Raw genomic sequence first — 22,806 nt, 5'->3', positions numbered from 1 at the left:
CTCGAACAGGTGAGCTAGTGTCGAACCTCTCGGTCTCCCGACGGCCGCGCTCCCGGCCACCGCGCCGAGAATGGAGCCCATGCCGAACGCCCGGGACCTGCAGCCGCTCGAAGTGCCACCGGGAACCCGGGCGTTGGACGTGCTGCCCGCTCTCCGCCGCGCGCTCGACGGCGCCGGACCCGCCCTGCTGCCGGTCGCGGCCGACGCCCCCGAGGAGGCGCAACGCCTGGCCACGGCCCTGAGCGGCCCGCTGAACCCCGGCGAGGACGCCCAGGACGACCCGACCGCGCTGGTCATCGCCACCTCCGGCTCCACCGGCGCGCCCAAGGGGGTGCTGCTGCCCGCGAGCTCGCTGCGCGCCTCGGCGGAGGCCACCCACCGCAGGCTCGGCGGAGCCGGGCACTGGCTGCTGGCGATGCCGGCGCACCACGTGGCGGGCGTCCAGGTCCTGGTCAGAGCGCTCCTGGCGGGCACCCGACCGCACGCGGTCGACACCTCGAACGGCTTCCGCCCGGACGCCTTCGCCAAGGCCGCGCGCCCCCTCCTGGCCGCCGACGGCCCGCACTACACGGCCCTGGTGCCGACCCAGCTGTCCCGGCTGATCGCCGACGGCGGCGCGGGCCTGACCGCGCTGCGCGAGTTCGACGCCGTGCTGCTCGGCGGCGCCGCCACCCCGCCCGCCCTGCTCGCCGACGCCCGGGAGCTCGGCGTGCGGGCGACCACCACCTACGGCATGAGCGAGACCGCGGGCGGCTGCGTCTACGACGGCGTCCCGCTGGACGTGGCGCGGGTCGACGTCGAAGGCGACCTCGGTCCGATCCGGCTGGCCGGGCCGATGCTGGCCAGGGGCTACCGCAACCGGCCCGACGCCGAGGTCTTCGCGGGCGGCTGGTTCCGCACCGGCGACCTCGGCCGCTTCGCCGACGGCAGGCTGGAGGTGCTGGGCCGCGCCGACGACGTGATCATCACCGGTGGCGAGAAGGTCGCCCCGCTGCCGGTCGAGCGGGTCCTCACCGAGCAGCCCGGCGTCCGAGAGGCCTGCGTGCTCGGCGTGGACGACGCCGAGTGGGGCCAGGCCGTGGTGGCCGCGATCGTCCCGGACCCGGCCGCCGAACCCGACGTCGACGCCCTCCGGGCCGCCGTCCGCGCGCGGCTGGGCGCCGCGGCCGCGCCGAAGCGCATCGCCCTGCTCGAAGAGCTCCCGCTGCGCGGGCCCGGCAAACCGGACCGGCGCGCGCTCGCCGCCCACCTGACCTGCTGAGAACCCAGCTGACCTGCTGAGAACCGCTTCGCGGTCACCTCGCTCGGCGGTGCGGGTAGCGGAACCCGAGCGGCTTCCGGGCTCCGCGCACCGCTCCCGATGTGTGCCACCTGCTAGCCGAGCCGCATCGCCGGTGAGCGAAGATGAGGCTCATGGCGACTGTCGCGCAATGGATCGAGGGTGCCCGTCTGCGCACCTTCCCGAATGCGATCGCGCCGGTGCTGGCCGGGACCGGCGCCGCCGCGGGAGTGGACTCGTTCGACCCGCTGATCGCGCTGCTGGCCCTGGTGGTGGCCCTGAGCCTGATCATCGGGGTCAACTTCGCCAACGACTACTCCGACGGCATCCGCGGCACCGACGACTCGCGCGTCGGCCCGTTCCGGCTGGTCGGATCGCGCTCGGCGCGGCCGGGAGCGGTCCGCAACGCCGCGTTCGCGTGCTTCGGCGTGGCCGCGGTGTCCGGGCTCGGCGTCGTCGCGCTGAGCGGCCAGTGGTGGCTGCTGGCGATCGGCGCGCTGTGCATCGCGGGTGCCTGGTTCTACACCGGCGGCAGCAAGCCCTACGGCTACGCGGGCCTGGGCGAGGTCGCGGTTTTCGTCTTCTTCGGCCTGATCGCCGTCCTGGGCACGATGTTCGTGCAGGCCGGGACGATCTCGGGCTTCAGCATCGGCGCGGCGGTGGGCATCGGCTCGCTGTCCTGCGCGGTGCTGGTGGCCAACAACCTCCGCGACATCCCCTCCGACCGGGTCACCGGCAAGCGGACCCTGGCGGTGATGCTCGGCGATCGCGACACCCGCACCCTCTACACCGCGCTGGCGCTGGTGCCGTTCGTCATCACGGTCCTGATCGGGCTGCGCAACTCCTGGGTCCTGCTGGGATTCCTGGCCCTGCCGCTGCTGCTGATCCCGCTGCGCGCGGTCATCCGCGGCGCCACCGGCCGCTACCTGATCCCCGCGGTCCGGGACACCGGCTTCGCCATGCTCGCCTGGGGCGCCATCACGGGCGCCACCCTGGCGTTCGGCTAGAGGCCAAGCGCCGCAGGTGCTTTCCCCGCACCGCCAAGCAAAGCAACCACGGACCTAAGAAAGCACAGGCAGGACGTACTGGGTGACGTCCGAGGCCATGCGGCAGAGGTCGGAGTCGGTCTCCCCCGAGATCACCGACACCTGGAGGGTCGCCTCGGCGACCGGGGCGTAGACGGTGCAGTCCGAGGTGCGCAGGACCTTGGTGCCGCGCACCGGGCCGAGCTCGATCTCCTCGTCGCCCAGGTCGGCGTAGCCGGGGGCCTGCGCGCCGATCAGGACCTGACGTCCGCCGGTGCGGGACTCGAACGCGCAGCCGCGCACCGGCGGCTCGATGCCGACCTCCCGGGGCCGACCGGGCTCGACGTCGAAGGCCAGCGCCGCGATCTCGTCGGGCCGGAGGAGCCCGCACAGGTCCGCTGCCGTCAGCGTTCCCAGCATCCGCCGCTGCTCCGGCGGCACGTCGCGGGTGATCGACGGGGCCGTGCTGGTCGCCGTGGACTCCTCGGACGTGCTCGGCTCGGACGACGGCGGCGTGGGCACGACCTCCTGCACCGCGCTGCACCCGGCGAGCGCGGTGCAGGCGACGGCGCTGATCAGCAGGCGTTCGAGCACCGGACCTCCTCCGCGAAAGATCGACGGGCCCTAGTCTGCCTGGAACTCACCGGTGGTGTGGAAGCGGTCCAGGACCTTGCGCGGGGCTTCCAGGTCCATGCCCTGCTCGGCGACCCACGCGTCGTCGAAGTAGGTGTGGGTGTAGCGCTCGCCCCCGTCGCAGAGCAGCGTGACGATGCTGCCCCGGCGGCCCTGCGCGAGCATCTCCGAGACCAGCGCGAACACGCCCCACAGGTTGGTTCCGGTGGAGCCGCCGACGCGGCGGCCGAGGACGTGCTCGGTGCAGCGGATGGTGGCGATGGAGGCCGCGTCCGGCACTTTGATCATCCGGTCGATGGCCTGCCCGATGAAGGACGGCTCGACGCGCGGCCTGCCGATCCCCTCGATGCGGGAGCCGGTGTCGCTGGTCAGCCCCGGGTCGCTGTCGCGCCAGGCCTCGAAGAACACCGAGCGCTGCGGATCGACGACGGCCAGCCGGGTGCCGAGCCTGCGGTAGCGCAGGTAGCGGCCGATGGTGGCGCTGGTGCCGCCGGTGCCAGCTCCGACCACGATCCAGGCGGGCTCGGGGTGCGGTTCGAGCGTGAGCTGGTCGAAGATCGACTCGGCGATGTTGTTGTTGCCCCGCCAGTCGGTGGCCCGCTCGGCGTGGGTGAACTGGTCCATGAAGTGGCCGCCGAGCTCGGCGGCGAGCCGTCGCGACTCGGTGTAGATCGCGCCGGGCTCGTCCACGAAGTGGCAGCGCCCGCCCTGCCACTCGATCAGCGAGACCTTCTCGGCACTGGTGGAGCGGGGCATCACGGCGATGAACGGCAGTCCGAGCAGGCGGGCGAAGTAGGCCTCCGACACCGCCGTCGAGCCCGACGACGCCTCGATCACGGGTGTGTTTTCGGTCACCCAGCCGTTGCAGATGGCGTAGAGGAACAGGGATCGGGCCAGTCGGTGCTTGAGCGAACCGGTCGGATGTGTTGACTCGTCCTTGAGGTAGAGGTCGATCCCCCACTCCGCGGGCAGCGGGTACCGCAGCAGGTGGGTGTCGGCGCTGCGGTTGGCGTCGGCCTCGATGATCCGGACGGCCTCGCTGACCCACGCCCTGGTGCGCTCGCAGGAGCGGTCGATGTCGCTGGTCATTCGGCGTCCGCCGGGGCGTCGCCGCGCAGTTCGGCGCGCAGCTGCTCGCGGCGCTGCCTGCGGTCCTCGGTGCGCTCGGCCATGCCGATCGCGACCCTGCGCCGCAACCGGCCGAAGACCAGCAGCGACAGCGGCATGACGACGACCACCGACACCGCGATCGCCACCAGCACCGGCACCTGGGCCAGCATCAGCAGCGCGGCGACGATCGCGACCAGGCCGAACCGGGCGACCGTGTAGAGCGCGATGTCGCGGGCAAGGTTGGGCTTGACCTCGGACGTCCCGCCGGTCGGCTGCTCGGTGCCCGCCTCGGGAGCGGTCGCTGTGGTCGCCTCGGACTCGCCGGTCGTCGTCTCCTGCTGTTCCCGCACGTCATCCAGGGTAGAGCACCTGCTGACCGGCCCGTCCCGGCGGATGCGGTCCGCGACGGCCACCGCCCGATGCGCCGCTTTCGTCCCTTACCTTCCCTTTACCTAAACCCAAACGTTCGAGTACCTGGCCCCTGAAGTGCCAGGATGCGACCGGAATGCCCGAATACCAGTTATCGCAAATGTGGAGGTCACCTGTGACCGCGTCGACTCAGCAGCCTCGCCAGAACGGTCAGGAGCAGCTCCTCACCCCGGGTGAGGTCGCGGCGCTCTTCCGGGTCGACCCCAAGACCGTGACCCGATGGGCGACCGCCGGCCGGATCGGTTCCATCCGCACCCCCGGTGGTCACCGTCGTTTCCGCGAGTCTGAGGTCCGCACCCTGCTGGCCGAGCTGACCAACGATGTGAACCGCACCGCCTGACCGAGTCCGGCAGCGGAGAACATCTCGAAGCGGCGCGGAAGTCAACGCGGCGGTGGCTCAGGACCACTCCCCAAGACCCCTCGTGGTGAGTGCCCCGAACACCGCTGCAGGCGCCGAGGAAGCAGTCTGCACAGCCGAGAATCACTGCACCAAGTCGAAGATCGCTGGGCGGCCGGCCGATGACGACCGCCGCCCCTGGTGACGCCTCGCGCAGGTGCGAGGCGTCACCAGGGGCCCCGCTAGACGAACACCGCTAGATGAACACCGCTGGAAACCGGACACCTCCGGACAAAGACGCCACCCGCTCTGATTGGCTAATCTCGTAAGCGGAACGGTTGGAGGTGCCCTCGATGATCTACGTCCTCGCCGCGATCGGCGCGCTCACCATCGCTGTGCTGATGTGGAAGGCGTTCGGACCGCAGGTCGCGACGACACGTCCGCGCAGAGCGCCCGTCGCCCCCGACGACGACCCGGAGTTCCTCCGCAGGCTCGCCGAGGAGCAGCGCAAGAACAAGCGCCCGACCGACGAGGAGTGAACCCCACCCGCCGGGCAAGGACCGGTGTCAGGTTCCGCTACCCGCGCCGCCGAGCAGGGTGACCACAGGCCTCTACCCCTGAGAGGCCTGCCGTCCTGAGGCGTGCGGAAAGTCGTCGGCGACCATCGCCGCCAGGTCCAGCAGCGCCATGCGCGTGGGAGCCGCCAGCTGGTCGAGCTCGACCTCGGCGCCCTCCTCCAGGTGGGCGTCGAACGGGATGCGCGAGACCGCGCGGCAGCGGGCCGCGAAGTGGGCGCCGAGCTTGTCCACGTCGACCTTGCCCGAGGCCGGGCGCACCGAGTTGATGACCGCGACGGAGCGCGACACCAGGTCGCCGTAGCCGTGCGCGTCCAGCCAGTCCAGGGTCGCCGAGGCGCTGCGGGCGCCGTCGAGGGAGCTGGACGAGACGATCACCAGCGAGTCGGCGACGTCGAGCACGCCCTTCATCGCGGAGTGCATCAGGCCGGTGCCGCAGTCGGTGAGCACCACGTTGTAGAAGTGCTCCAGCAGCGTCACCGTGCGCCGGTAGTCGTCCTCGCTGAACGCCTCGGAGACGGCCGGGTCCTGCTCGCTGGCGAGGATCTCGAGACGACTCGGGCCCTGCGAGGTGTAGGAGCGGACGTCGCTGTAGCGGCGGATCCGGTGCGCGTCGCGCAGCAGGTGCCGGACGGTCGCGGTGGTCTCCAGCGGGATCTTCTGGCTCAGCGTGCCGCGGTCGGGGTTGGCGTCGACCGCGATGACCCGGTCACCGCGCAGCGACGCGAACGTGGCGCCGAGGGTCGCGGTCGCGGTGGTCTTGCCGACGCCGCCCTTGAGGCTGAGCATCGCGATCTTGTAGCAGCCCTGCAGCGGCTGGTTGACCCGCGCGATCAGCTCCCGGCGCTTGCGGTCGGTCGGTCCCTCGCCGAAGTTCACGGTCTTGCCGCTGGCCAGGTAGACGGCCTTGCGCCAGCCGGACTGCGGCGGCCGCTTGGTCTGGCGCAGCAGCTGCGCCGAGGACAGGTCGGCGTTCGGCTGCGGCCCCGGCTGGGGCGGTCCCTGCTGGGGAGCCTGCTGCGGCGGGTACGGCTGGCCCGTCGGGAACGGACCGGACGGACCGCCGGACACCGGCGCGTACGGGCTCACCGGACCGGAACCGCCCTCGGCGACCGGGTACGGGCCCGAGGAGACGGGGTACGGACCGGACTGCCCGGGCCACTGCTGCCCCTGAGCCTGCGGGGCCTGGGCCTGCGGCGGCGTCTGCTGGGCCTGGGGCTGCTGGGCCTGCGGCTGGGCGTGCGGGCCGGACTGGGACGGGTCGGGGTACACCGGCGCTCCGCTCGGGTAGTACGGCTGCGGAGCCTCCGCGACCGGGAAAGGACCGGAGACGTCCGGCTGCGACGGGTCCACGTACGACGGCTCGGGGTGCTCCGGAACCGGTTTCGGCTGCTGCGGGCGGGTTTCCGGCTCGGTGTAGGAGCCGTTGCCGTTCTTGCCGGTCTCCGCCTCGGTGCCGGCCGGGCCGTCGGTCCGCGGCGCGGTCGCATCGATGTCCCGCCGCGTCTCGGGCTCTTCGTACTGTCCCGTCACCGTCGCCGTCCCTCCCACGTTCGAGTCGAGCCCATCATGTTCGGGCGGGCTCCACGTCGGCAAAACCTAACGCCACCCATACCCCCTAGTCACCATAGGTGGCGGGTAGGCGCCTCGGTTCTCCCGGACACCAAACGCGATGCACGCCACGACTGCGAGCCGAACGCGCCGTGGCGCTGCTGCGAACGCCGGATCGGGTGCTCACAGACCGGCGTAGGAGTGCAATCCCGTCACGACGAGGTTCACGAAGAACAGGTTGAAGATCATCACGGCCAGGCCGAGGATGTTGATCCACGCCGAGCGCACCCCGCGCCAGCCCGCGGTCGCGCGGGCGTGCAGGTAGGCGGCGTAGACGATCCAGGCGATGAACGCGCAGGTCTCCTTGGGGTCCCAGCCCCAGAAGCGGCCCCACGCGGCCTCGGCCCAGATGGCGCCGGCGACGATCGCGAACGTCCACACCGGGAAGATGATCACGGTGGCGCGGTAGGCCATCCGGTCCAGCGCCTGGCTGGTGGGCAGCCGCGAACCGAACTTGACCATCTTCAGCGGGTTGTTCTCGTACCGGCTGCGCAGCAGGTAGAGGATGCTGGCGACACCGGCGAACAGCAGCGCGCCGCTGGAGACGATCGCGGCGGCGACGTGGATGATGATCCAGTACGACTGCAGCGCTGGCTGCAGCGGCGCGGCGTCGGCGTAGAGCACGGTGCCGGACAGGAACAGCAGCAGCGTCACCGGCAGCATCAGGAATCCGCCGAGCCCGCGCAGCTGGGCCGGGGTGGCCTCGCGGCGAGCGTTGCGCAGCTGCCGGAACAGCACGATCAGCCAGGCCACGACGGCCGCCAGGCAGATCGCCGAGCCGAACTCGTACATGTTGCCCCACGGCACCCGGCCTGTGGCCAGACCGCGCGTGAGCAGGGAACCGAAGTGGACCAGCGCGCCGAGCACGGTCATCGACACGGCCATGCCGCCCAGCCGCTCGGCCAGCGGGCGCTTCGGCGCGGCCGGGACGTGGCCGATGACGTCCTTGGCGTCCGAGGACTTCTCGGCCCCCGACTTCTGGGCACCGGACTTCACGCCGACCAGCGCGGCCTCCCGCGCCTGGGCGGCCGTGGCGACCCGGCCCAGGGCGAATTCGCCGAAGTACAGCAGCATCGAAGCGATGTAGATGACCACCGAGGTGGCGTAGGCCATGTCGCTGTAGTTGGACAGCGTCTGGTTGACCGGCATCAGCTCTTCCTTTCGCGCGCGGTCCCTGCGTCCGCGCGGGGCTGGGGCGAGTGGTCGACATCCGCACCGAGCAGGTCGTCGGCGATCCGGGCGAACTCCTCGCCGTACCCGGCCTGGTCGGTGCGGGCGAGCCCGCCGACCTCGACAACGGTACGCGCGGAGCCGTTTTCGCCGGGTTCCGGGTGCGGAGCGGCCCGCACCCAGATGCGGCGGCGCTTGATGATCAGCGAGGTGCCGAGCCCACCGATGATGAGCACCGCGAAGACCAGCACCGAGGTCTGGAACGGGTCGTGCGAGATCTGCAGGTTCGCCCAGCGCTCGACGCCGTCGAAGCGGACCGTGGTGCCGTCGTCGAGGCGGATCTCCTGGCCGACGCGGACGTTCTCGCGCGCGACCCGCTGGAGCCTGCCCTGCTGCACCATCGACTGGTCCACGCCGAAGATCGACTGGCCGCGGCCGGAGTCCAGCCCGAGGTCGCCGCGCATCACGTCGATGGCCGCGGTCGGGTCCAGCAGGTCGGGGAACCCGGAGCTGAGGATCTTGCCGTCGAACGCGGCGGTCGGCGCGAACAGACCCGTGATGGCCAGCTGGTTCTGCCTGCGCTGCGCCTCGTCGGTCACGCCGGGCGGGTCGAACTTGGTGGCGCCCTGCGACAGCATCGTCTGCGGCGACATCGGCTGCCACTGCACGAGTTGGGTGCGCTGCTGGCCGTCGGGCCAGGTGACGGTGAACCGGGGCGCGTAGCCGTTGCCGGTCAGGTAGACCCGGTCGCCCGCGGTGCGCAGCGGGTGGTTGACCTGCAGGTCGTAGGGCCTCCAGGTGTTGGTCTCCAGGTCCTCGTCGGACTGGTACTGCATGCCGACGTTGTAGCTGGCGACCTGACCGTTGGGCTGGTACTGCACGTCGAAGTCGTCGACCTTGACGCAGAACGGGGACAGCTGGGTGCCGTCGACCGACAGCCCCGCGCGGAACGAGTCGTAGTTGTAGGTGCCGGAGTTGCAGAACTCCGAACCGTCGGCGACCACGATGACCTGGCCCTCGTAGCCGTAGAGCTTGCCGCCCGCGAGCCCGATCAGCAGCCCGACCAGCGCGAAGTGGAACACGAGGTTGCCGATCTCGCGCAGGAATCCGCGCTCGGCGCTGATCGAGCGGGCCCCGTCGGCCTCGGTGTGCTCGACCATCCGCCAGCCGCGCAGCCGCTTCTTGGCGTCGTCGATGGCCGCGTCGACCGAGGTGTCCAGCGTCTTCTCGGCGTGGTGCGGCAGCCGGGCGAGGTTGCGCGGCGTGCGGACCGGCTTGCTGCGCCACTGCTTGTAGTACTCCCAGCAGCGCGGCAGCAGGCAACCGATCAGCGAGATGAACAGCAGCACGTAGATCGAGGCGAACCAGACGGAGCTGAACACCTCGAACATGCCGATCTTGTCGAGCAGCGGCGCGATGTCCGGGTAGTCCTGGAAGTACTTGTCCACTTCGGACTGGTTCAGCGAGCGCTGCGGGATCAGCGCGCCGGGCAGCGCGGCCAGCGCCAGCAGGAACAGCAGCACCAGAGCGGTGCGCATGGACGTCAGCCCGCGCCAGGTGTTGCGCAGGAAGGACAGGGCGGTTCGGAGGTGGTCGCGCATCAGATCGGCGTCTCGAAACCGGCGATCGGGCCACGAAGCATCGAGATCAGCTCTCCCCACAGACCGGTGACGAGCAGCAGGCCCACCACCACCAGCAGCACTCCACCCGCGATCTGGATCGCGCGTCCGCGTCGCCGCAGCCACCCCGCGCTGCGCACGGCCCAGCGGGCACCCAGCGCCAGCACGACGAACGGGACGCCGAGACCGACGCAGTAGGCGAGCACCAGCAGGATTCCGCGCAGCGCGGTCCCGGTGTCCACATCGGTGCCCGCGGCGACCGAGATGACGCCCACGAGAGTCGGTCCCAGGCACGGCGTCCAGCCGAGGCCGAACACCGCGCCGAGCAGCGGCGCGCCCCACACCCCGGCGCGGGGCACGCGGTGCACGCGCACGTCCCGCTGCAGGGCGGGGATCAGGCCGAGGAACACCAGGCCCATCGCGACGGTGACGACGCCGCCGATGCGCTGCAGCAGCAGCTCGTTGGTCAGCAGGGCGTCGGACAGGCCGAGCAGCAGCAGCGCTCCGGCGGCGAACACGACGCTGAAACCGGCCACGAACAGCAGCGCGGCACCGGCCACCCGCCAGCGACCGCGCCGGTCCTGCTCGGTCTCGGCCTCGTCGACCGGCGGCGCATCGGCACCCACGACCCCGGCGAGGTACGCCAGGTAGCCGGGGACCAGCGGCACCACGCAGGGCGAGGCGAAGCTGATCGCCCCGGCGAGCGCCGCGATGGCCGCCGCGAACAGCAGCGGTCCGGACGCGGCGAGCTCGGTGGGGTTCACGCTTCGAGGGTAGGAAAGCCGACGTCGCCCTCACGCACCGGGCTCGGTGAACCGGCCCACAAACGCCCAGGTGAACGCGACTCCCAGGCACGAACCGCGCGCCGGGGGGACGTTGGTCCCGCCGATTTCAGGACCAACGTCTCCCCGCGGGAGACCGGCGTCACAGACTCTCAGGCGGGTTCGGAAGCGATCTTCTGGACTTCTGGGAGGAGTTCGCTCTCCAGCATTTCGGTCAGGAAGATCGCAGCGACCCGGTGCTGGCGGTCCAGGACGATCGTGGCCGGGACCGTGCTGCGCGGGAACTGGCGCAGCGACAGCAGCGTGCGGCCGGCCGGGTCGAAGATCGACGGGTAGGTCAGGCCGCGGTCGCGGTGGAAGTCCGCCGCGGCGCTCTGGCTGTCCCGGACGTCGATGCCCAGCACCTGCACGCCCTGCGGGCCGAGCTTGTCCTGCACGGCCTGCAGGTCGTCGGCCTCCGAGCGGCACGGGCCGCACCAGGAGCCCCAGATGTTGAGCACCACGACCTGGCCCGGGAAGTCCTGGATGCCCAGCTGCTTGCCGGGCGTGAGCAGGTCGTCGCCGGACAGCGAGCTGATCTTGCCCCGCTGATCGGCCGGGTAGAAGATCCGCGTCTGCCCGCCGGGCGAGACGAACGTGAACTCGCCCCCGGCCTTGTTCGAGTCCTCCTGAGCGGCGCAGCCGCCCACCATCGCCAGCACGGCCGTGATCAGGCCGAGCCGCACCAGAAGCTTCCTCATGCGCCCGTCACTCTCGGATCGGTGCCACCAGCGGGTTCCACGTAGGCCACCCGCACGAGTTCTTCGCCCCGGAACACCAGGGTCGTCAGGGACGCCAGCGAGCACTGCCTGCGCCGGGGGTCGTGCCACATCGGCTTGCCCTCGACGTAGCGGCGCAGCGTCCAGATCGGCAGCTGGTGCGACACGCACACGGCCTCCCGGCCGTAGGCGGCGGCCCGCGCGCGGTGCGCGGCGCCGAGCATCCGGTGCGCGATCTCCAGGTACGGCTCGCCCCACGAGGGCGCGAACGGGTTCCACAGCTTCGGCCAGTGCCGCGGCGAGCGCAGCGCGCCGTCGCCGACGGAGACCTTCAGGCCCTCGAAGCGGTTGTCGGCCTCGATGAGCCGGTCGTCGGTGGCCACCTCGGTCTGGAACATCGCGCCCAGCGGGCGGGCGGTCTCCTGCGCGCGCTGCAGCGGCGAGGCGATCACGCGGGCGATGTCGTGGCCGGAGAGGAACTCAGCGACCAGCTTGGCCTGCTGCTCGCCCCGGTCGGACAGCCGGTAGCCGGGGAGGCGCCCGTAGAGGACGCCCTCCGGGTTGTGGACCTCGCCGTGGCGGAGGAAGTGAACGAGGGTCTTCTCGCCCTGCGGCTCGGTCCCGCTCTGCTGCTGGGTCACTTCGACGCCTCCGGAGCCGTCGCGGCGGCGGCCGCGCGCGCGGCGTGCGGGAGGGCGTCGGCGATCTGCTCGAACGCGGCGTCGTCCATCGCCGCGTTGACGAACCAGGTCTCGAACGCGCTCGGCGGCGGGTAGACGCCGCGCGCCAGCAGCTCGTGGAAGAACGGCGGGAAGCGCCAGGTCTGCTGGCCCTGGGCCTGCTCGTAGCTGTGCACCGGCGTCTCGCTGAAGAAGACGCTGAGCATGTTGCCCGCCGAGGCGATCTGGTGCGCCACGCCCTCGGCGGTCAGCGCCGAGCCGATCAGCTCGCGCAGCCGATCGGCGTTGCGGTCCAGCGCCGCGTACACCGAGGCGTCGGCGGCGCGGAGGTTGGCCAGGCCGGAGGCCACGGCGATCGGGTTCCCGGCGAGCGTGCCCGCCTGGTAGACCGGGCCGGTCGGCGCGAGCCGCTCCATCACGTCGGCGCGACCGCCGAACGCGGCGGCGGGCAGCCCGCCGGACATGACCTTGCCGAAGGTGTAGAGGTCACCGGCGACGCCGTCGATGCCGAACCACCCGGCGGACGAGACGCGGAAGCCGGTCATCACCTCGTCCATGATCAGCAGCGCGCCGTTGGCGCTGGTCAGCTCCTTGAGGCCGGCGTTGAAGCCGGGCAGCGGAGCAACCGTGCCCATGTTGCCTGCGGCGGCCTCGGTGATCACGCAGGCGATCTCGTCGCCCTGCTCGGCGAAGACCTGCCGCACGGCGTCGAGGTCGTTGTAGGGCAGCACGAGGGTGTCGGCGGCCTGCGCACCGGTCACGCCCGGCGAGGTCGGCAGGCCCAGGGTGGCGACCCCGGACCCGGCCGCGGCCAGCAGCGCGTCCACGTGACCGTGGTAGCAACCGGCGAACTTGACGATCTTCTGCTTGCCGGTGAAGGCCCGGGCGAGCCGGACGGCGGTCATCGTCGCCTCGGTACCGGAGTTGACCAGCCGGACCTGCTCGACGGGCTCGACCCGGTCGATGATCTCCTGCGCCAGGTCGATCTCACCGACGCCGGGCGTGCCGAACGACGTGCCGTGCACGGCCGTGTCGCGCACCGCGGCGACGACGTCGGGGTGGGCGTGCCCGTTGATCATCGGGCCCCAGGACGAGACCAGGTCGACGTAGCGGTTGTCGTCGGCGTCCCAGAGGTAGGCGCCCTCGCCGCGAACCATGAACCGCGGCGTGCCGCCGACGGACTGGAAGGCGCGGACCGGGGAGTTGACGCCGCCGGGCGTCACCGCCTGCGCACGCTCGAACAGCTGCCGCGACTGCGGAGCCGGATCGTCGTGCCGGGTCGAAGCGGAGTTCGCAGAAGCTGTCACGCTCCCCAGTCTGACACCCCCGGCCGTGTGGCCGGGCGCACCCCGACAACGAACGGTCGGTGGTCACCTCGCTCGGCGGTGCAGGTCGCGGTGCCGGCGCCTCAGGTGGTGGAGGAGAACGCGGCTCCGACGCGTGCGCGGAGCGCGCCTACTCGCGACCCGCTCGGGCGGCGAGGACGATCTGGCGCACGGCGTCGATGAGCAGCAGTCCGCCCAGGGTCGCGGCGATCACCGAGCCCGACAGCCAGCTGCCGAGGGAGCGGGTCACGACGTCGACGGCGCCGTGCGGTCCGGGCAGGTAGATGGTCACCACGCCCCGGCCCCACGCCCACCAGGCCAGCAGCCCGAGGGCGACCGCGGCGACCAGTTCGATCCCGGCCACCGCCGCCCGCCACGGCTGGTTGAGCCGGCCACCGGCGCGTTCCGGTTCGGCGTCGCCGTCGAGCTTCGGCCCGTCGCTGGGCCACGGTTCGGCAGTCACGGCCGAAAGCGTCTCACATCCCGCGTTCCGGACCGCGCCGATCCGCCGACTGCAGCCCAAGCGACTGCCGCCCGGGCGACTACAACTCGGACTTCTCGACGAGCCTGGTCAGCTCGGCGGAGAGCTTCTCGGAGTCCTTGGCCCAGGCCAGCACGACGGTGTCGTCGTCGAGGCGCAGCGGGATCTCGCCGGTCCCCTTCGGGGTGGTCCAGCTGCCGCCGAGCACCCGCGCGCCGACCGGTGCGCCGACGTCGCTGACCGAGGCGATGCGCTTGACCTCGACGGTCTCCCGGCCGAGCACCAGTTCGGACGGGGTCAGGGTGACCGACAGCAGCCTGCGCCTGCCGTAGACCCAGATCGCGGCGGCCACGGCGAGCCCGAGGCCGACGAAGATCCACATCGCCACGTGCTCCGGCCCCAGCGTGACCTGCTCGGCGACCAGTCCGAGTCCCGCGAACACCGGCCCCCAGAGCACCGGCCACCAGCTGCTGCCGCGTTCGGAGTACAACACCGGATCGCTCATCGCTCTCCTGTCAGCCAGTCGGAGCTCTGCCGCGCCCACATCAATACGGTTCCGGCGACACCGAGCGCAAGCAGGAGCATCGGGATGCCGAAACCGGCACCCGAAACGACCATCAGCACCAGGTGCGCGGCCGCGAAGATCGTGAGCGCGAGCCGCGCCCACGCCCTGCGGCGGAACACCATCGCCCCCAGCACCAGGTAGATCGCGGCCAAGACGATCCCGACGACGGTGTTGACCAGCAGCAACCGGTCCTCGATCGCCGGGTCGAACCAGCTCAGCCCGGTCTCCAGGAGGAGCAGCAGCGCGACGACCCACCACAGCACGACGGAGATCCGCAGCGGTTTCGGCGGTGCCATCCGTCAGTACCGGGGGCGGGAGGCGTCGAAGTAGGCGTTGGAGGCCGACATGAAGACCAGCACCACGAAGGCCACCGTGCCGAGCACGCCGAGCCCGCCCTGCACGTAGCTCAGCGCGTAGTAGGAGCCTGGCAGCGCGTCGCCGTCGGCCATCCCGGCCGCCACGCCGCCGGAGCCGAGCGTGCCGACGCTGGACATCGCCCAGAACCCGGCGAAGATCGTGAGGGTGACGCGCGCCCAGTTGCGCCCGGCCCGCAGCTTGAAGCCGAAGGCGATCCACAGCCCGGTCAGGATCAGGTAGAAGATCGTCAGGACGATGAAGAAGACCATCATCACGCCGTTGACGGCCGACGACATCTCCGCCGCGAGATCCTCGTCCGTCCCGCCGGCGATCGAGTCCTGCACCCAGCCCTGCAGCAGCAGGTAGCTGACCACGTTGAGCACCGTCACCAGCAGCGGGAGCACCACGGCGATCCAGAACGCGGTCTCCACGGTGGCGGGACGGCGCGGCACCGCCATCTCGTGCACCGGCACCGGCGGCGCGCTGAACGGGTTCTGCGGATGGGGCTGGTAACCGCCGGGAGCCTGCTGCGGAAAACCACCCGACGGGGTCCCCGACTGCGGGTAACCACCCTGCTGCCAAGGATTCTGCGGATAACTCACGCAAGAACCCTAGAAACCCCCGATACCCCTGTCCACCACTTCAGGTCAAGTACCCCCGAACACGACGCGGATCGCACGGGCTGCGATTCGGGTCAGAAGTGGCCCGGGGGCGTGGTGCGGGGTTGGAAGTGGGGGTTGGAGGGGGTGAGGTAGGCGTAGATGATCGTGGCTGCGAGGGCCGCGAGTTGGAGGACCGCGGCGAGGGTGGTCAGGACGGCGCCGGTGGCTCCGCCGATGACCGTGGGGATCGTGAGCAGGAACCAGAGAGCGCCGACCACCGTGATCACGATGCGGGCCCAGTTGCGGCCGTTGCGCATGAAGATCAGGAACATGATCCACAACCCGGCCAGGACCAGGCAGAACACCACCACGATCGCCATCGTCACCCGGAACAGCGCGCGGGCCTGGTCGAGGGTGAGCGTCTGCCCGCCGGCCGCTCCCGCCTCGCCGAGGATCATCTCCAGCTCGGCGTCGGTGATCACCGAAAACGACAGCGCGAGCAGCACGAACCCGATGATCGGGCAGGCGATGCCCGCCCAGAACGAGTAGTCGACCGTGCGCGGCCGCCGCGACCCGGAGCCTTCCGGGGGCGGCGGGGCGGCTCCGTACGGGTTGACTGCGTCAGGCGGCGTCACCAGGCCAGACTAGGAACACCCCGGCGGGGTGTCCAACGCGACAGTCACAGCACGGTGCGCGGCGGCTGCGGGCGGTGACCCCGGTTCTCCCGGATGAAGCGGTTGGACTCCGGCCGGTACATGTGCACGATCGCGGCGACCTCCACCGCGGCCACCAGCACCGCGAACACCACGTCCGAGCCGCCCACGGCCATCCCGGTGAGCTGCTCGATCAGCTCCGGGCCGACCAGCGACACCGTCAGCACCGTGATCACGGCGTTGAGCACTCCGAACGCGCCGAACACGGTCAGCGTCACCCGGGCCCAGTTGCGGGCCTCCAGCACCCGCCTGCTCAGCAGCACGTACACCATCAGCGTCAGCGCCTTGAACATGAAGGTGAACATGATGCCGCTGTTGGCGGCGGCGTCCAGGTCGGTCTGGGTCATCTCCGGCTGGAGCTGCCGCAGCTCGCCGATCAGCCGCTCGCGGTCGAGCAGCTGGATGAACGCCTGCACCACGCCGACCAGCACCGAGGCCACCCACAGCCACCGCGCGATCTGCAGCGCCCGGGGCGGCTGCGGCGGTTCGGGCTGCTTGACGGGTCGGCCGAAGGCGTCCACCTGCTGCTCCACTCCGGTCATGCGCGCGCGTCCTGCAACCCCGAGCCCTGGAACCCCGAGTCCCGAAGCCACTGGGCCGCTTCGGTCGCCCAGTAGGTGAGCACGATGTCGGCGCCCGCGCGGCGGATCGACGTCAGCGTCTCCAGCACGGTGCGCTTCCGGTCGAGCCAGCCGTTCGCCACGGCCGCCTCGACCATCGCGTACTCGCCGGAGACCTGGTAGGCGGCGACCGGCACGTCGGCGACGCCGGCGATGTCGCGCAGCACGTCCAGGTAGGACAGAGCGGGCTTGACCATCACCACGTCGGCGCCCTCGGCCAGGTCGAGGTCGGCTTCGCGCAGGGCTTCGCGGCCGTTGGCCGGGTCCTGCTGGTAGGTCTTGCGGTCGCCCTTGAGCTGGGAGTCGACGGCCTCGCGGAACGGGCCGAAGAACGCCGAGGCGTACTTCGCGGAGTAGGCCATGATCGACACGTCGTCGTAGCCGGTGGCGTCCAGCGAATCGCGGATCACGCCGACCTGGCCGTCCATCATGCCGCTGGGCGCGACCACGTGGGCGCCGGACTGCGCCTGCACCACGCCCATCTCGCCGTAGATCTGCAGCGTGCGGTCGTTGTCGACGTTGCCGTCCTCGTCCAGCACGCCGCAGTGGCCGTGGTCGGTGAACTCGTCCAGGCACAGGTCCGCCATCAGCACCGTGCTGTCCCCGACCTCGGCGCGCAGGTCGCGCAGCGCGACGTTGAGGATGCCGTCCGGGTCGACCGCGCCCGATCCGACCGCGTCGTGCTCCTCCGGCACGCCGAAGAGCATCAGCCCGCCGACACCCGCGCTGACCGCCTCGACGGCGGCCTTCTTCAGGGAATCGCGGCTGTGCTGGACGACTCCCGGCATCGAGGAGATCGGCGACGGCTCGGTGGCGCCCTCGCGGACGAACATCGGCAGCACCAGGTGCCGCGGCTCCACGGAGGTCTCGGACACCAGACGACGCACCGCCGGATTGCGGCGGAGACGACGGGGACGGCTCGTCGGGTACATAACTGCGGCTCCCCAAGCAGACTCGGCGGGGTGACCCCCCGAGCGTAGCGATCCCACCCATCCGCACTCCGCAGGCCTCGACGGATGGTGACCGGAACCGCCGCACCGACGGGGTGCAGGTCCGCGGCGAACCACCACCGGCGCCGGGATCCAGCTGGTACCCAGGCTGTTCCCATCACGACGCCCAAGGAGGGGTTTTCGCCGGAGGGATGCGAGGGACGGAGATGACGAAGGGCGCCTCCCCGGTGGGGAGGCGCCCTTCGGTCAGGTGCTTCAGCTGCGGCGGGCTCGCTTGGCCTTGCGCGGGGGCGGCAGAGCGCCTTCCGCGCGGAGGCGGGCCGCGTGGGCCGCCAGGGCGTCGACCAGCTCCTCGACCCTGGGGGCCTCGGGCTGCACGTCGACGCGCAGGCCGAACTCCTTGGCCGTTTCGGCCGTGTTCGGGCCGATGCAGGCGACCAGCGTGCGGGCGTGCGGCTTGCCCGCGATGCCGACCAGGTTGCGCACCGTGGAGGACGAGGTGAAGCAGACCGCGTCGAAACCACCGGTCTTGATCATCTCGCGGGTCTCGGCCGGCGGCGGCGCGGCGCGGACGGTCCGGTAGGCCGTCACGTCGTCGACCTCCCAGCCGCGCTCCTGCAGACCCGCCGACAGCGTCTCGGTGGCGATGTCGGCGCGCGGCAGCAGCACCCGGTCCACCGGGTCCAGGATGTCGTCGTGCGGCGGGAACTCCTGCAGCAGGCCCTCGCTCGACTGGTCACCCGAGGGCAGCAGCTCCGGGATGATGCCGAAGGCGCGCACCTTCTCCGCGGTGGCCTCGCCGACGCAGGCGATCTTCACACCGGAGAACGCGCGGGCGTCCAGGCCGAACTCCGCGAACTTCTCCCACACCGCGCGGACCGCGTTCGCCGAGGTGAACACGACCCACTGGTAGCGGCCGTCGACCAGGCCCTTGACCGCGCGCTCCATCTGCGCGGGGCTGCGCGGCGGCTCCACGGAGATGGTCGGCACCTCGTGCGAGACCGCACCGTGCGACCACAGCCGCTCGCTCATCACACCGGCCTGCTCCTTGGTGCGCGGCACCAGGATCTTCCAGCCGTACAGGGCGCGGGACTCCCACCAGGACAGCTTGTTCCGCTCGGAGACGATGTCGCCGATCGTCACCACCAGGTGGCCCTGCAGCTCACCGGCGTCGGCGGCCAGCGAGGCCAGCGTGGTGTCGATCGTGCGCTGCGCCACCGTGGTGCCGGACGCGGTCACCGCGACGGGGGTGGTCGCCGGACGGCCGTGCTCGACCAGCCGCGACGCCGCCTCGGCGAGGTGGCTGCCGGTCGTGTGCAGCACCAGCGCGCCGGGAACACCGGCCAGCGCGGGCCAGTCGGCGTCACCGCGGACGTCGACCTCGGTGTGCACCGCGCCCAGCGCGATGCCGGCGTAGGCCGGAACCGCGCTGCCGCTGGCGACACCGGGGATCACGTCGAACGGCGCCTCGGTCTTGGCGACCTCCTGCGTCTCGCGGACCACCGCGTCGGCGGTCAGCGGGTCGCCGGCGACGAGCCGGACCACGTTGCGGCCGGTGTCGGCCTCGTTGGCCAGGTCCTTGGCGACGTCGGCCGGGTCGCCGACGGCGGGGCGGACCTCCGCCCCCTCGGCGGCCAGGGCGACGATGTCGGAAGGTACGTCCGGGTCGGTCACCAGCAGCGAAGCGCGGGCGATCACATCCCGGCCCCGAACGGTGAGCAGTCCCGCGTCACCGGGACCGGAGCCCACGAAAGCAATCCGTCCGGGGGTCTTACGTGCTCGGGTCATCAGGGCACTCCCCATCAACTACTGCCGGGGCCGCTGAGCAGTGCGGCCCGGGCTTCGAGCAGCTCATCGGCCAGTTCCAGGCCGAGCTGCTCTGCGGCGGTCGTCTCACCAGTGGCGGAGGCGCGGACCAGAACGTCGTCGTCTGTCGCCACCACTCCACGCACGGACAGGCGCAGCGCCACGCGCCCGTCGTCGTCGAGGTCCTCCACCACCTCGGCCAGCGCACCGACCGGCGCGTGGCAACCGGCTTCGAGCCGGGCCAGCACGGCGCGTTCGGCGGCAACCGCGGCGCGGCTGGCCTGATCGTCCAAAACGGACTGCAGCAGGTGCTCTGTGTCCACGTCTTCGACGCGGCATTCCACTGCGAGCGCGCCCTGGGCGGGCGCGGGCAGCATCTGCAGCGGATCGAGCGTTTCCGTGATCACCGAAAGCCGGCCCACCCGGGCCAGCCCGGCGCGGGCGAGGACGACGGCGTCCAGCTCGCCGTCGGTCACCTTGCGCATTCGGGTGTCCACATTGCCGCGGATGCCGCGCACCTCCAGCCCCAGGCCTGCGGCCCGGAGCTGACTGGCGCGGCGCGGCGAACCGGTGCCCACAACGGACCCCGGGGGCAGTTCGCCGAGCGTCAGACCGTCCCGTGCCACCAGCGCGTCCCTCGGGTCCTCCCGGACCGGGACGGCGGCCAGCGACAACCGGGGGTCCGGTTCGGTCGGCAGGTCTTTGTAGGAGTGGATCGCGACGTCGACCTCGTCGGCGGCGAGCGCCTCGCGCAGCGCCGAGGTGAACACGCCGACACCGATCTCGGCGATCGGGGCCATCGACTTGTCACCGGGGGTCGCGACGGTCACCAGCTGGGTCGGGTAACCGGCCGCCTCCAGCTGCTCGGCGACCCACGTGCTCTGCGCCATCGCCAGCGCGCTGCCCCGGGTGCCGATGCGGAGGGTCTTGTTCAACGGTCCTCACCGTCCTGTTCCGCTCGTCCGCGCAGCAACGCCTGGGCGACCGTGACACCGCCGGGGAGGTTCTCCTCGGCCTGCGGGGTGCCGATCACCGCAGCGGTCTGCGGGTCGAGCTCGAAGAGTTCGCGGAGGGCGTCGGCGTAGCCGGAACCGCCCGGCTGCGACGCGAGTTGCTTGACGCGCACGGTCGGCGAGTGCAGCAGCTTGTCCACCACGCGGCGGACGGTGCGGCTGAGCTCCTCGCGGGTCGGGGCGTCGATGTCGGGCAGCCGCGAGTCCAGCCGCAGCAGCTCGCTGTCGACGACCTCGGCGGCGCGCTTGCGGAGCGCGGTGACCGTGGGGGTCACCTCGGCCGAGCGCTGCGCGGCGAGGTAGCCGCGCACCTCCTCGGCGACGATCTCGGCGGCCCGGTCGGACTCGTTGCCGCCCTGCTTGGCCGACAGCCGCTGCTGCAGGCTCGCCAGGTCGACGACGGTGACGCCGGGCAGGTCGCCGACCTCGGCGGCGATGTCGCGCGGCAGACCGAGGTCGCAGCACAGCAGCGGCCGGTCGTCGCGGACGGTCAGCGCGGCCGACACGACATCCTCGGTCACCACCGCACCGACCGCGCCGGTGCAGGCCACGACCAGGTCGGCGGCGGCGATCGCCTCGGCCAGGCCGGACAGGTCCGCGGTCCCGGCGTCCACGCCGTCGGCGCGCAGCGACTCGGCCAGCCGCTCGCCGTTGGCGGCGGTGCGGTTGGCGATGACGATGCGGCCGATGCCGGCGCGCTTGAGCTGCGCGGCGGTCAGGCCGCCCATCGAGCCCGCACCGACCAGCAGCGCGTTCTTGCCCGCGAGCCCGTCGAGCGCGATCTCGGCGTCGGCCAGGGCTTCGGAGACGACCGAGGCGCCCTCGTTGTCGATGCCGGTCTCGCTGTGCACCCGCTTGCCGACGCGCAGCGCCTGCTGGGCCAGCTCGTGCAGCGTCTTGCCGACGGTGCCGCGCTCGTCGGCGGTGCCGTAGGCCTGGCGCAGCTGGCCGAGGATCTGGGCCTCGCCGACGACCATCGAGTCCAGCCCGGACGACACCGAGAACAGGTGCTCGACGGCGGCACCGGCGTAGTAGACGTAGAGGTGGTCGGCCAGCTCGGAGACCTCGGCGCCGGAGTGCCGCGACAGCACGGCCGTCACGTCGTCCAGGCCGCCGTGGAAGGTCTCGGCCAGCGCGTAGATCTCGACCCGGTTGCAGGTGGAGATCACGAACGCCTCGGCGATGTGCTCGCGGAGCACGAGCTCGTCGAGGATCTTGTTGATGTCCCCGCCACTGATGGCGACCCGCTCCAGGACCCGGACCGGGGCGCTGTGGTGGGAAATCCCGACGGTGAGCAGGTTCACAGCCGTTCCACCATCCTGTTCGCCGAATCGATCTCGCCCGGGAGCCCTGCGCCGCCGCCCGGCGGACCGGCCCCGTTGACCTGGCCGGACGCGACCTGACCGGACGCGGCTTCGCCGGAGGCGGCCGCTTCCTGCTGCCGCCGGGCCACGTGGAACGACAGGATCTGCATCTCCACCGCCAAGTCGACCTTGCGCACCTCGACGTGCTCGGGAACCTGCAGCACGACCGGGGCGAAGTTCAGGATGCACGTGACGCCGCCCGCCACCAGGCGGTCGCAGACCTCCTGCGCGCCCTGGGTGGGGGTGGCGATGACGCCGATGGTGACCTCGCGCTGGGAGCACACGTCGACGATGTCGTCGATGTGGCTGACCGGGATGCCGCCGACCGGCACGCCGACCAGGTCGTCGTCGAGGTCGAACAGCGCCGACACCGGGAAACCGCGGCCGGGGAACCCGCCGTAGTTGGCCAGCGCGTGGCCGAGGTTGCCGATCCCGACCACGGCGACGCTGTGCTTGCGGGTCAGGCCGAGCGTCCGCTCGATCTGACCGATCAGCACCTCGACCTCGTAGCCGACGCCGCGGGTGCCGTAGGAGCCGATGTAGGAGAGGTCCTTGCGCAGCTTGGCGGAGTTCACGCCCGCCGCGGTGGCCAGCTCCTCACTGGAGACCGTGGTGATGTCCTGCTCGGCGAGCGAGGACAGGGCGCGCAGGTAGACCGCGAGCCGGGCGACGGCCGCCTCCGGGATGGAGCGGGCGCGCTCGCGAGCGGCCGGGACCTCGATGGCCGCCCCATTGGTCTGGTCGCCGTTGGTCTGGTCGCCGTTGTTCTGGCTCCCGTTGGTGCCGGCGGCGTCGGTCGCGTCGGCGTCCGGGGTCCGCGGGGACGCAGCGGTCCGGGCAGAGCTCTGCCCGTCTCCTTCTGGCACGTCCGCTCCTTGGGCCGTCACGCTGGATCTCCCTCGCCTGCTGGTGGTCTGCCCCTCGGGCGGCATCGAGGTGGGACGAACACCGGGGAAGCGGTGAGACCGAACCACCTGATCCGCTGATCCGCGCCGGAGAATC

25 protein-coding genes are annotated in these 22,806 nt (G+C 71.6%); 4 read left to right on the top strand and 21 right to left on the bottom strand.

Features of this window, described 5'->3' with window-relative positions:
• The first annotated feature begins 79 nt into the window (after positions 1–79).
• Complete coding sequence (gene menE, locus REH65_RS19180) at positions 80–1,261, top strand: o-succinylbenzoate--CoA ligase (RefSeq protein WP_406688545.1); 1,182 nt, start codon at positions 80–82, stop codon at positions 1,259–1,261.
• Positions 1,262–1,413: 152 nt separating this feature from the next.
• Positions 1,414–2,286 carry a 1,4-dihydroxy-2-naphthoate polyprenyltransferase gene (locus REH65_RS19175; protein ID WP_281457498.1) on the top strand — a complete coding sequence of 291 codons (873 nt, stop codon included), beginning with the start codon at positions 1,414–1,416 and terminating at the stop codon, positions 2,284–2,286.
• 54 nt (positions 2,287–2,340) lie between these two features.
• Here the strand turns inward: REH65_RS19175 and REH65_RS19170 are convergent, their stop codons facing one another.
• Genes REH65_RS19170 through REH65_RS19160 form a run of 3 tightly spaced genes read right to left on the bottom strand, consistent with a single transcriptional unit; the run spans position 2,341 to position 4,397 of the window.
• Positions 2,341–2,898 (bottom strand): DUF3558 family protein, encoded by a 558-nt coding sequence (locus tag REH65_RS19170; protein WP_281457497.1) that lies wholly within the window; start codon positions 2,896–2,898, stop codon positions 2,341–2,343.
• 30 nt (positions 2,899–2,928) lie between these two features.
• Positions 2,929–4,026, bottom strand: coding sequence for a PLP-dependent cysteine synthase family protein (locus REH65_RS19165; protein WP_406688544.1), 1,098 nt, complete (start codon positions 4,024–4,026; stop codon positions 2,929–2,931).
• Positions 4,023–4,397, bottom strand: a complete 375-nt coding sequence (locus REH65_RS19160) for a DUF4229 domain-containing protein (RefSeq protein ID WP_406688543.1) — start codon at positions 4,395–4,397, stop codon at positions 4,023–4,025. Before REH65_RS19160 ends, REH65_RS19165 begins: the two co-directional genes overlap by 4 nt.
• 194 nt (positions 4,398–4,591) lie before the next feature.
• Here REH65_RS19160 and REH65_RS19155 point away from each other — a divergent pair, with 194 nt between their 5' ends.
• Both REH65_RS19155 and REH65_RS19150 read left to right on the top strand, forming a co-directional pair.
• Complete coding sequence (locus REH65_RS19155) at positions 4,592–4,816, top strand: BldC family transcriptional regulator (protein ID WP_093414319.1); 225 nt, start codon at positions 4,592–4,594, stop codon at positions 4,814–4,816.
• Between the two features lie 350 nt (positions 4,817–5,166).
• Positions 5,167–5,352 carry a hypothetical protein gene (locus REH65_RS19150; protein WP_281457495.1) on the top strand — a complete coding sequence of 62 codons (186 nt, stop codon included), beginning with the start codon at positions 5,167–5,169 and terminating at the stop codon, positions 5,350–5,352.
• Positions 5,353–5,424: 72 nt separating this feature from the next.
• On the opposite strand, the gene REH65_RS19145 is transcribed toward REH65_RS19150, so the two are convergent.
• The 18 genes from REH65_RS19145 to REH65_RS19060 all read right to left on the bottom strand — a co-directional run bounded on the left by REH65_RS19145 (position 5,425) and on the right by REH65_RS19060 (position 22,736).
• Positions 5,425–6,921: a MinD/ParA family protein gene (locus tag REH65_RS19145; RefSeq protein ID WP_406688542.1), complete on the bottom strand. Its 1,497-nt coding sequence runs from the start codon at positions 6,919–6,921 to the stop codon at positions 5,425–5,427.
• 201 nt (positions 6,922–7,122) lie between these two features.
• The gene (gene ccsB, locus REH65_RS19140; RefSeq protein WP_406688541.1) at positions 7,123–8,148 is read right to left on the bottom strand and encodes a c-type cytochrome biogenesis protein CcsB; all 1,026 of its coding nucleotides are present in this window, start codon (positions 8,146–8,148) and stop codon (positions 7,123–7,125) included.
• Positions 8,148–9,770, bottom strand: a complete 1,623-nt coding sequence (locus REH65_RS19135) for a cytochrome c biogenesis protein ResB (protein ID WP_406688540.1) — start codon at positions 9,768–9,770, stop codon at positions 8,148–8,150. Before REH65_RS19135 ends, ccsB begins: the two co-directional genes overlap by 1 nt.
• On the bottom strand, positions 9,770–10,552 hold the full coding sequence (locus REH65_RS19130) for a cytochrome c biogenesis CcdA family protein (RefSeq protein ID WP_281457491.1): 783 nt from the start codon (positions 10,550–10,552) through the stop codon (positions 9,770–9,772). The genes REH65_RS19135 and REH65_RS19130 overlap by 1 nt, the downstream gene beginning before the upstream one ends.
• Positions 10,553–10,722: 170 nt before the next feature.
• Complete coding sequence (locus REH65_RS19125; protein ID WP_406688539.1) at positions 10,723–11,310, bottom strand: TlpA family protein disulfide reductase; 588 nt, start codon at positions 11,308–11,310, stop codon at positions 10,723–10,725.
• Positions 11,307–11,969 (bottom strand): histidine phosphatase family protein, encoded by a 663-nt coding sequence (locus REH65_RS19120; protein ID WP_281457489.1) that lies wholly within the window; start codon positions 11,967–11,969, stop codon positions 11,307–11,309. Before REH65_RS19120 ends, REH65_RS19125 begins: the two co-directional genes overlap by 4 nt.
• The gene (gene hemL / locus REH65_RS19115) at positions 11,966–13,315 is read right to left on the bottom strand and encodes a glutamate-1-semialdehyde 2,1-aminomutase (protein WP_406688538.1); all 1,350 of its coding nucleotides are present in this window, start codon (positions 13,313–13,315) and stop codon (positions 11,966–11,968) included. Before hemL ends, REH65_RS19120 begins: the two co-directional genes overlap by 4 nt.
• Positions 13,316–13,463: 148 nt before the next feature.
• A complete protein-coding gene (locus tag REH65_RS19110) occupies positions 13,464–13,796 on the bottom strand; it encodes a hypothetical protein (RefSeq protein WP_281457487.1) in 333 nt (110 codons plus the stop codon).
• Positions 13,797–13,875: 79 nt separating this feature from the next.
• Positions 13,876–14,319: a DUF3093 family protein gene (locus tag REH65_RS19105; RefSeq protein ID WP_281457486.1), complete on the bottom strand. Its 444-nt coding sequence runs from the start codon at positions 14,317–14,319 to the stop codon at positions 13,876–13,878.
• Positions 14,316–14,675: a hypothetical protein gene (locus tag REH65_RS19100; RefSeq protein WP_281457485.1), complete on the bottom strand. Its 360-nt coding sequence runs from the start codon at positions 14,673–14,675 to the stop codon at positions 14,316–14,318. Before REH65_RS19100 ends, REH65_RS19105 begins: the two co-directional genes overlap by 4 nt.
• A 3-nt stretch (positions 14,676–14,678) precedes the next feature.
• The gene (locus REH65_RS19095) at positions 14,679–15,338 is read right to left on the bottom strand and encodes a hypothetical protein (RefSeq protein ID WP_406688537.1); all 660 of its coding nucleotides are present in this window, start codon (positions 15,336–15,338) and stop codon (positions 14,679–14,681) included.
• Positions 15,339–15,430: 92 nt separating this feature from the next.
• Positions 15,431–15,973 (bottom strand): hypothetical protein, encoded by a 543-nt coding sequence (locus REH65_RS19090; RefSeq protein WP_406688536.1) that lies wholly within the window; start codon positions 15,971–15,973, stop codon positions 15,431–15,433.
• Between the two features lie 44 nt (positions 15,974–16,017).
• On the bottom strand, positions 16,018–16,593 hold the full coding sequence (locus REH65_RS19085) for a hypothetical protein (protein WP_406688535.1): 576 nt from the start codon (positions 16,591–16,593) through the stop codon (positions 16,018–16,020).
• Complete coding sequence (gene hemB, locus REH65_RS19080) at positions 16,590–17,603, bottom strand: porphobilinogen synthase (protein ID WP_281457480.1); 1,014 nt, start codon at positions 17,601–17,603, stop codon at positions 16,590–16,592. Before hemB ends, REH65_RS19085 begins: the two co-directional genes overlap by 4 nt.
• 273 nt (positions 17,604–17,876) lie before the next feature.
• Positions 17,877–19,409 (bottom strand): bifunctional uroporphyrinogen-III C-methyltransferase/uroporphyrinogen-III synthase, encoded by a 1,533-nt coding sequence (locus tag REH65_RS19075; RefSeq protein WP_281457479.1) that lies wholly within the window; start codon positions 19,407–19,409, stop codon positions 17,877–17,879.
• 14 nt (positions 19,410–19,423) lie between these two features.
• Positions 19,424–20,362: a hydroxymethylbilane synthase gene (gene hemC / locus REH65_RS19070; RefSeq protein ID WP_281457478.1), complete on the bottom strand. Its 939-nt coding sequence runs from the start codon at positions 20,360–20,362 to the stop codon at positions 19,424–19,426.
• Complete coding sequence (locus REH65_RS19065; RefSeq protein WP_406688534.1) at positions 20,359–21,744, bottom strand: glutamyl-tRNA reductase; 1,386 nt, start codon at positions 21,742–21,744, stop codon at positions 20,359–20,361. Before REH65_RS19065 ends, hemC begins: the two co-directional genes overlap by 4 nt.
• On the bottom strand, positions 21,741–22,736 hold the full coding sequence (locus REH65_RS19060) for a redox-sensing transcriptional repressor Rex (protein ID WP_406688533.1): 996 nt from the start codon (positions 22,734–22,736) through the stop codon (positions 21,741–21,743). Before REH65_RS19060 ends, REH65_RS19065 begins: the two co-directional genes overlap by 4 nt.
• Between the last annotated feature and the right edge of the window lie 70 nt (positions 22,737–22,806).

The sequence above is a fragment of the Saccharopolyspora sp. ID03-671 genome, from assembly GCF_045278815.1.
Taxonomy (GTDB): Bacteria; Actinomycetota; Actinomycetes; order Mycobacteriales; family Pseudonocardiaceae; genus Saccharopolyspora; species Saccharopolyspora ipomoeae.
Note: the sequence above shows the minus strand (reverse complement) of the source record. Positions and strands in the feature narration are given on the sequence as shown.

Coding starts and splice junctions, on each gene's coding strand:
- menE (WP_406688545.1), top strand. CDS start 80: ATGCCGAACGCCCGGGACCTGCAGCCGCTCGAAGTGCCACCGGGAACC.
- REH65_RS19175 (WP_281457498.1), top strand. CDS start 1,414: ATGGCGACTGTCGCGCAATGGATCGAGGGTGCCCGTCTGCGCACCTTC.
- REH65_RS19165 (WP_406688544.1), bottom strand. CDS start 4,026: ATGACCAGCGACATCGACCGCTCCTGCGAGCGCACCAGGGCGTGGGTC.
- REH65_RS19150 (WP_281457495.1), top strand. CDS start 5,167: ATGATCTACGTCCTCGCCGCGATCGGCGCGCTCACCATCGCTGTGCTG.
- ccsB (WP_406688541.1), bottom strand. CDS start 8,148: ATGCCGGTCAACCAGACGCTGTCCAACTACAGCGACATGGCCTACGCC.
- REH65_RS19135 (WP_406688540.1), bottom strand. CDS start 9,770: ATGCGCGACCACCTCCGAACCGCCCTGTCCTTCCTGCGCAACACCTGG.
- REH65_RS19125 (WP_406688539.1), bottom strand. CDS start 11,310: ATGAGGAAGCTTCTGGTGCGGCTCGGCCTGATCACGGCCGTGCTGGCG.
- REH65_RS19105 (WP_281457486.1), bottom strand. CDS start 14,319: ATGAGCGATCCGGTGTTGTACTCCGAACGCGGCAGCAGCTGGTGGCCG.
- REH65_RS19100 (WP_281457485.1), bottom strand. CDS start 14,675: ATGGCACCGCCGAAACCGCTGCGGATCTCCGTCGTGCTGTGGTGGGTC.
- REH65_RS19085 (WP_406688535.1), bottom strand. CDS start 16,593: ATGACCGGAGTGGAGCAGCAGGTGGACGCCTTCGGCCGACCCGTCAAG.
- hemB (WP_281457480.1), bottom strand. CDS start 17,603: ATGTACCCGACGAGCCGTCCCCGTCGTCTCCGCCGCAATCCGGCGGTG.
- REH65_RS19075 (WP_281457479.1), bottom strand. CDS start 19,409: ATGACCCGAGCACGTAAGACCCCCGGACGGATTGCTTTCGTGGGCTCC.
- REH65_RS19060 (WP_406688533.1), bottom strand. CDS start 22,736: ATGCCGCCCGAGGGGCAGACCACCAGCAGGCGAGGGAGATCCAGCGTG.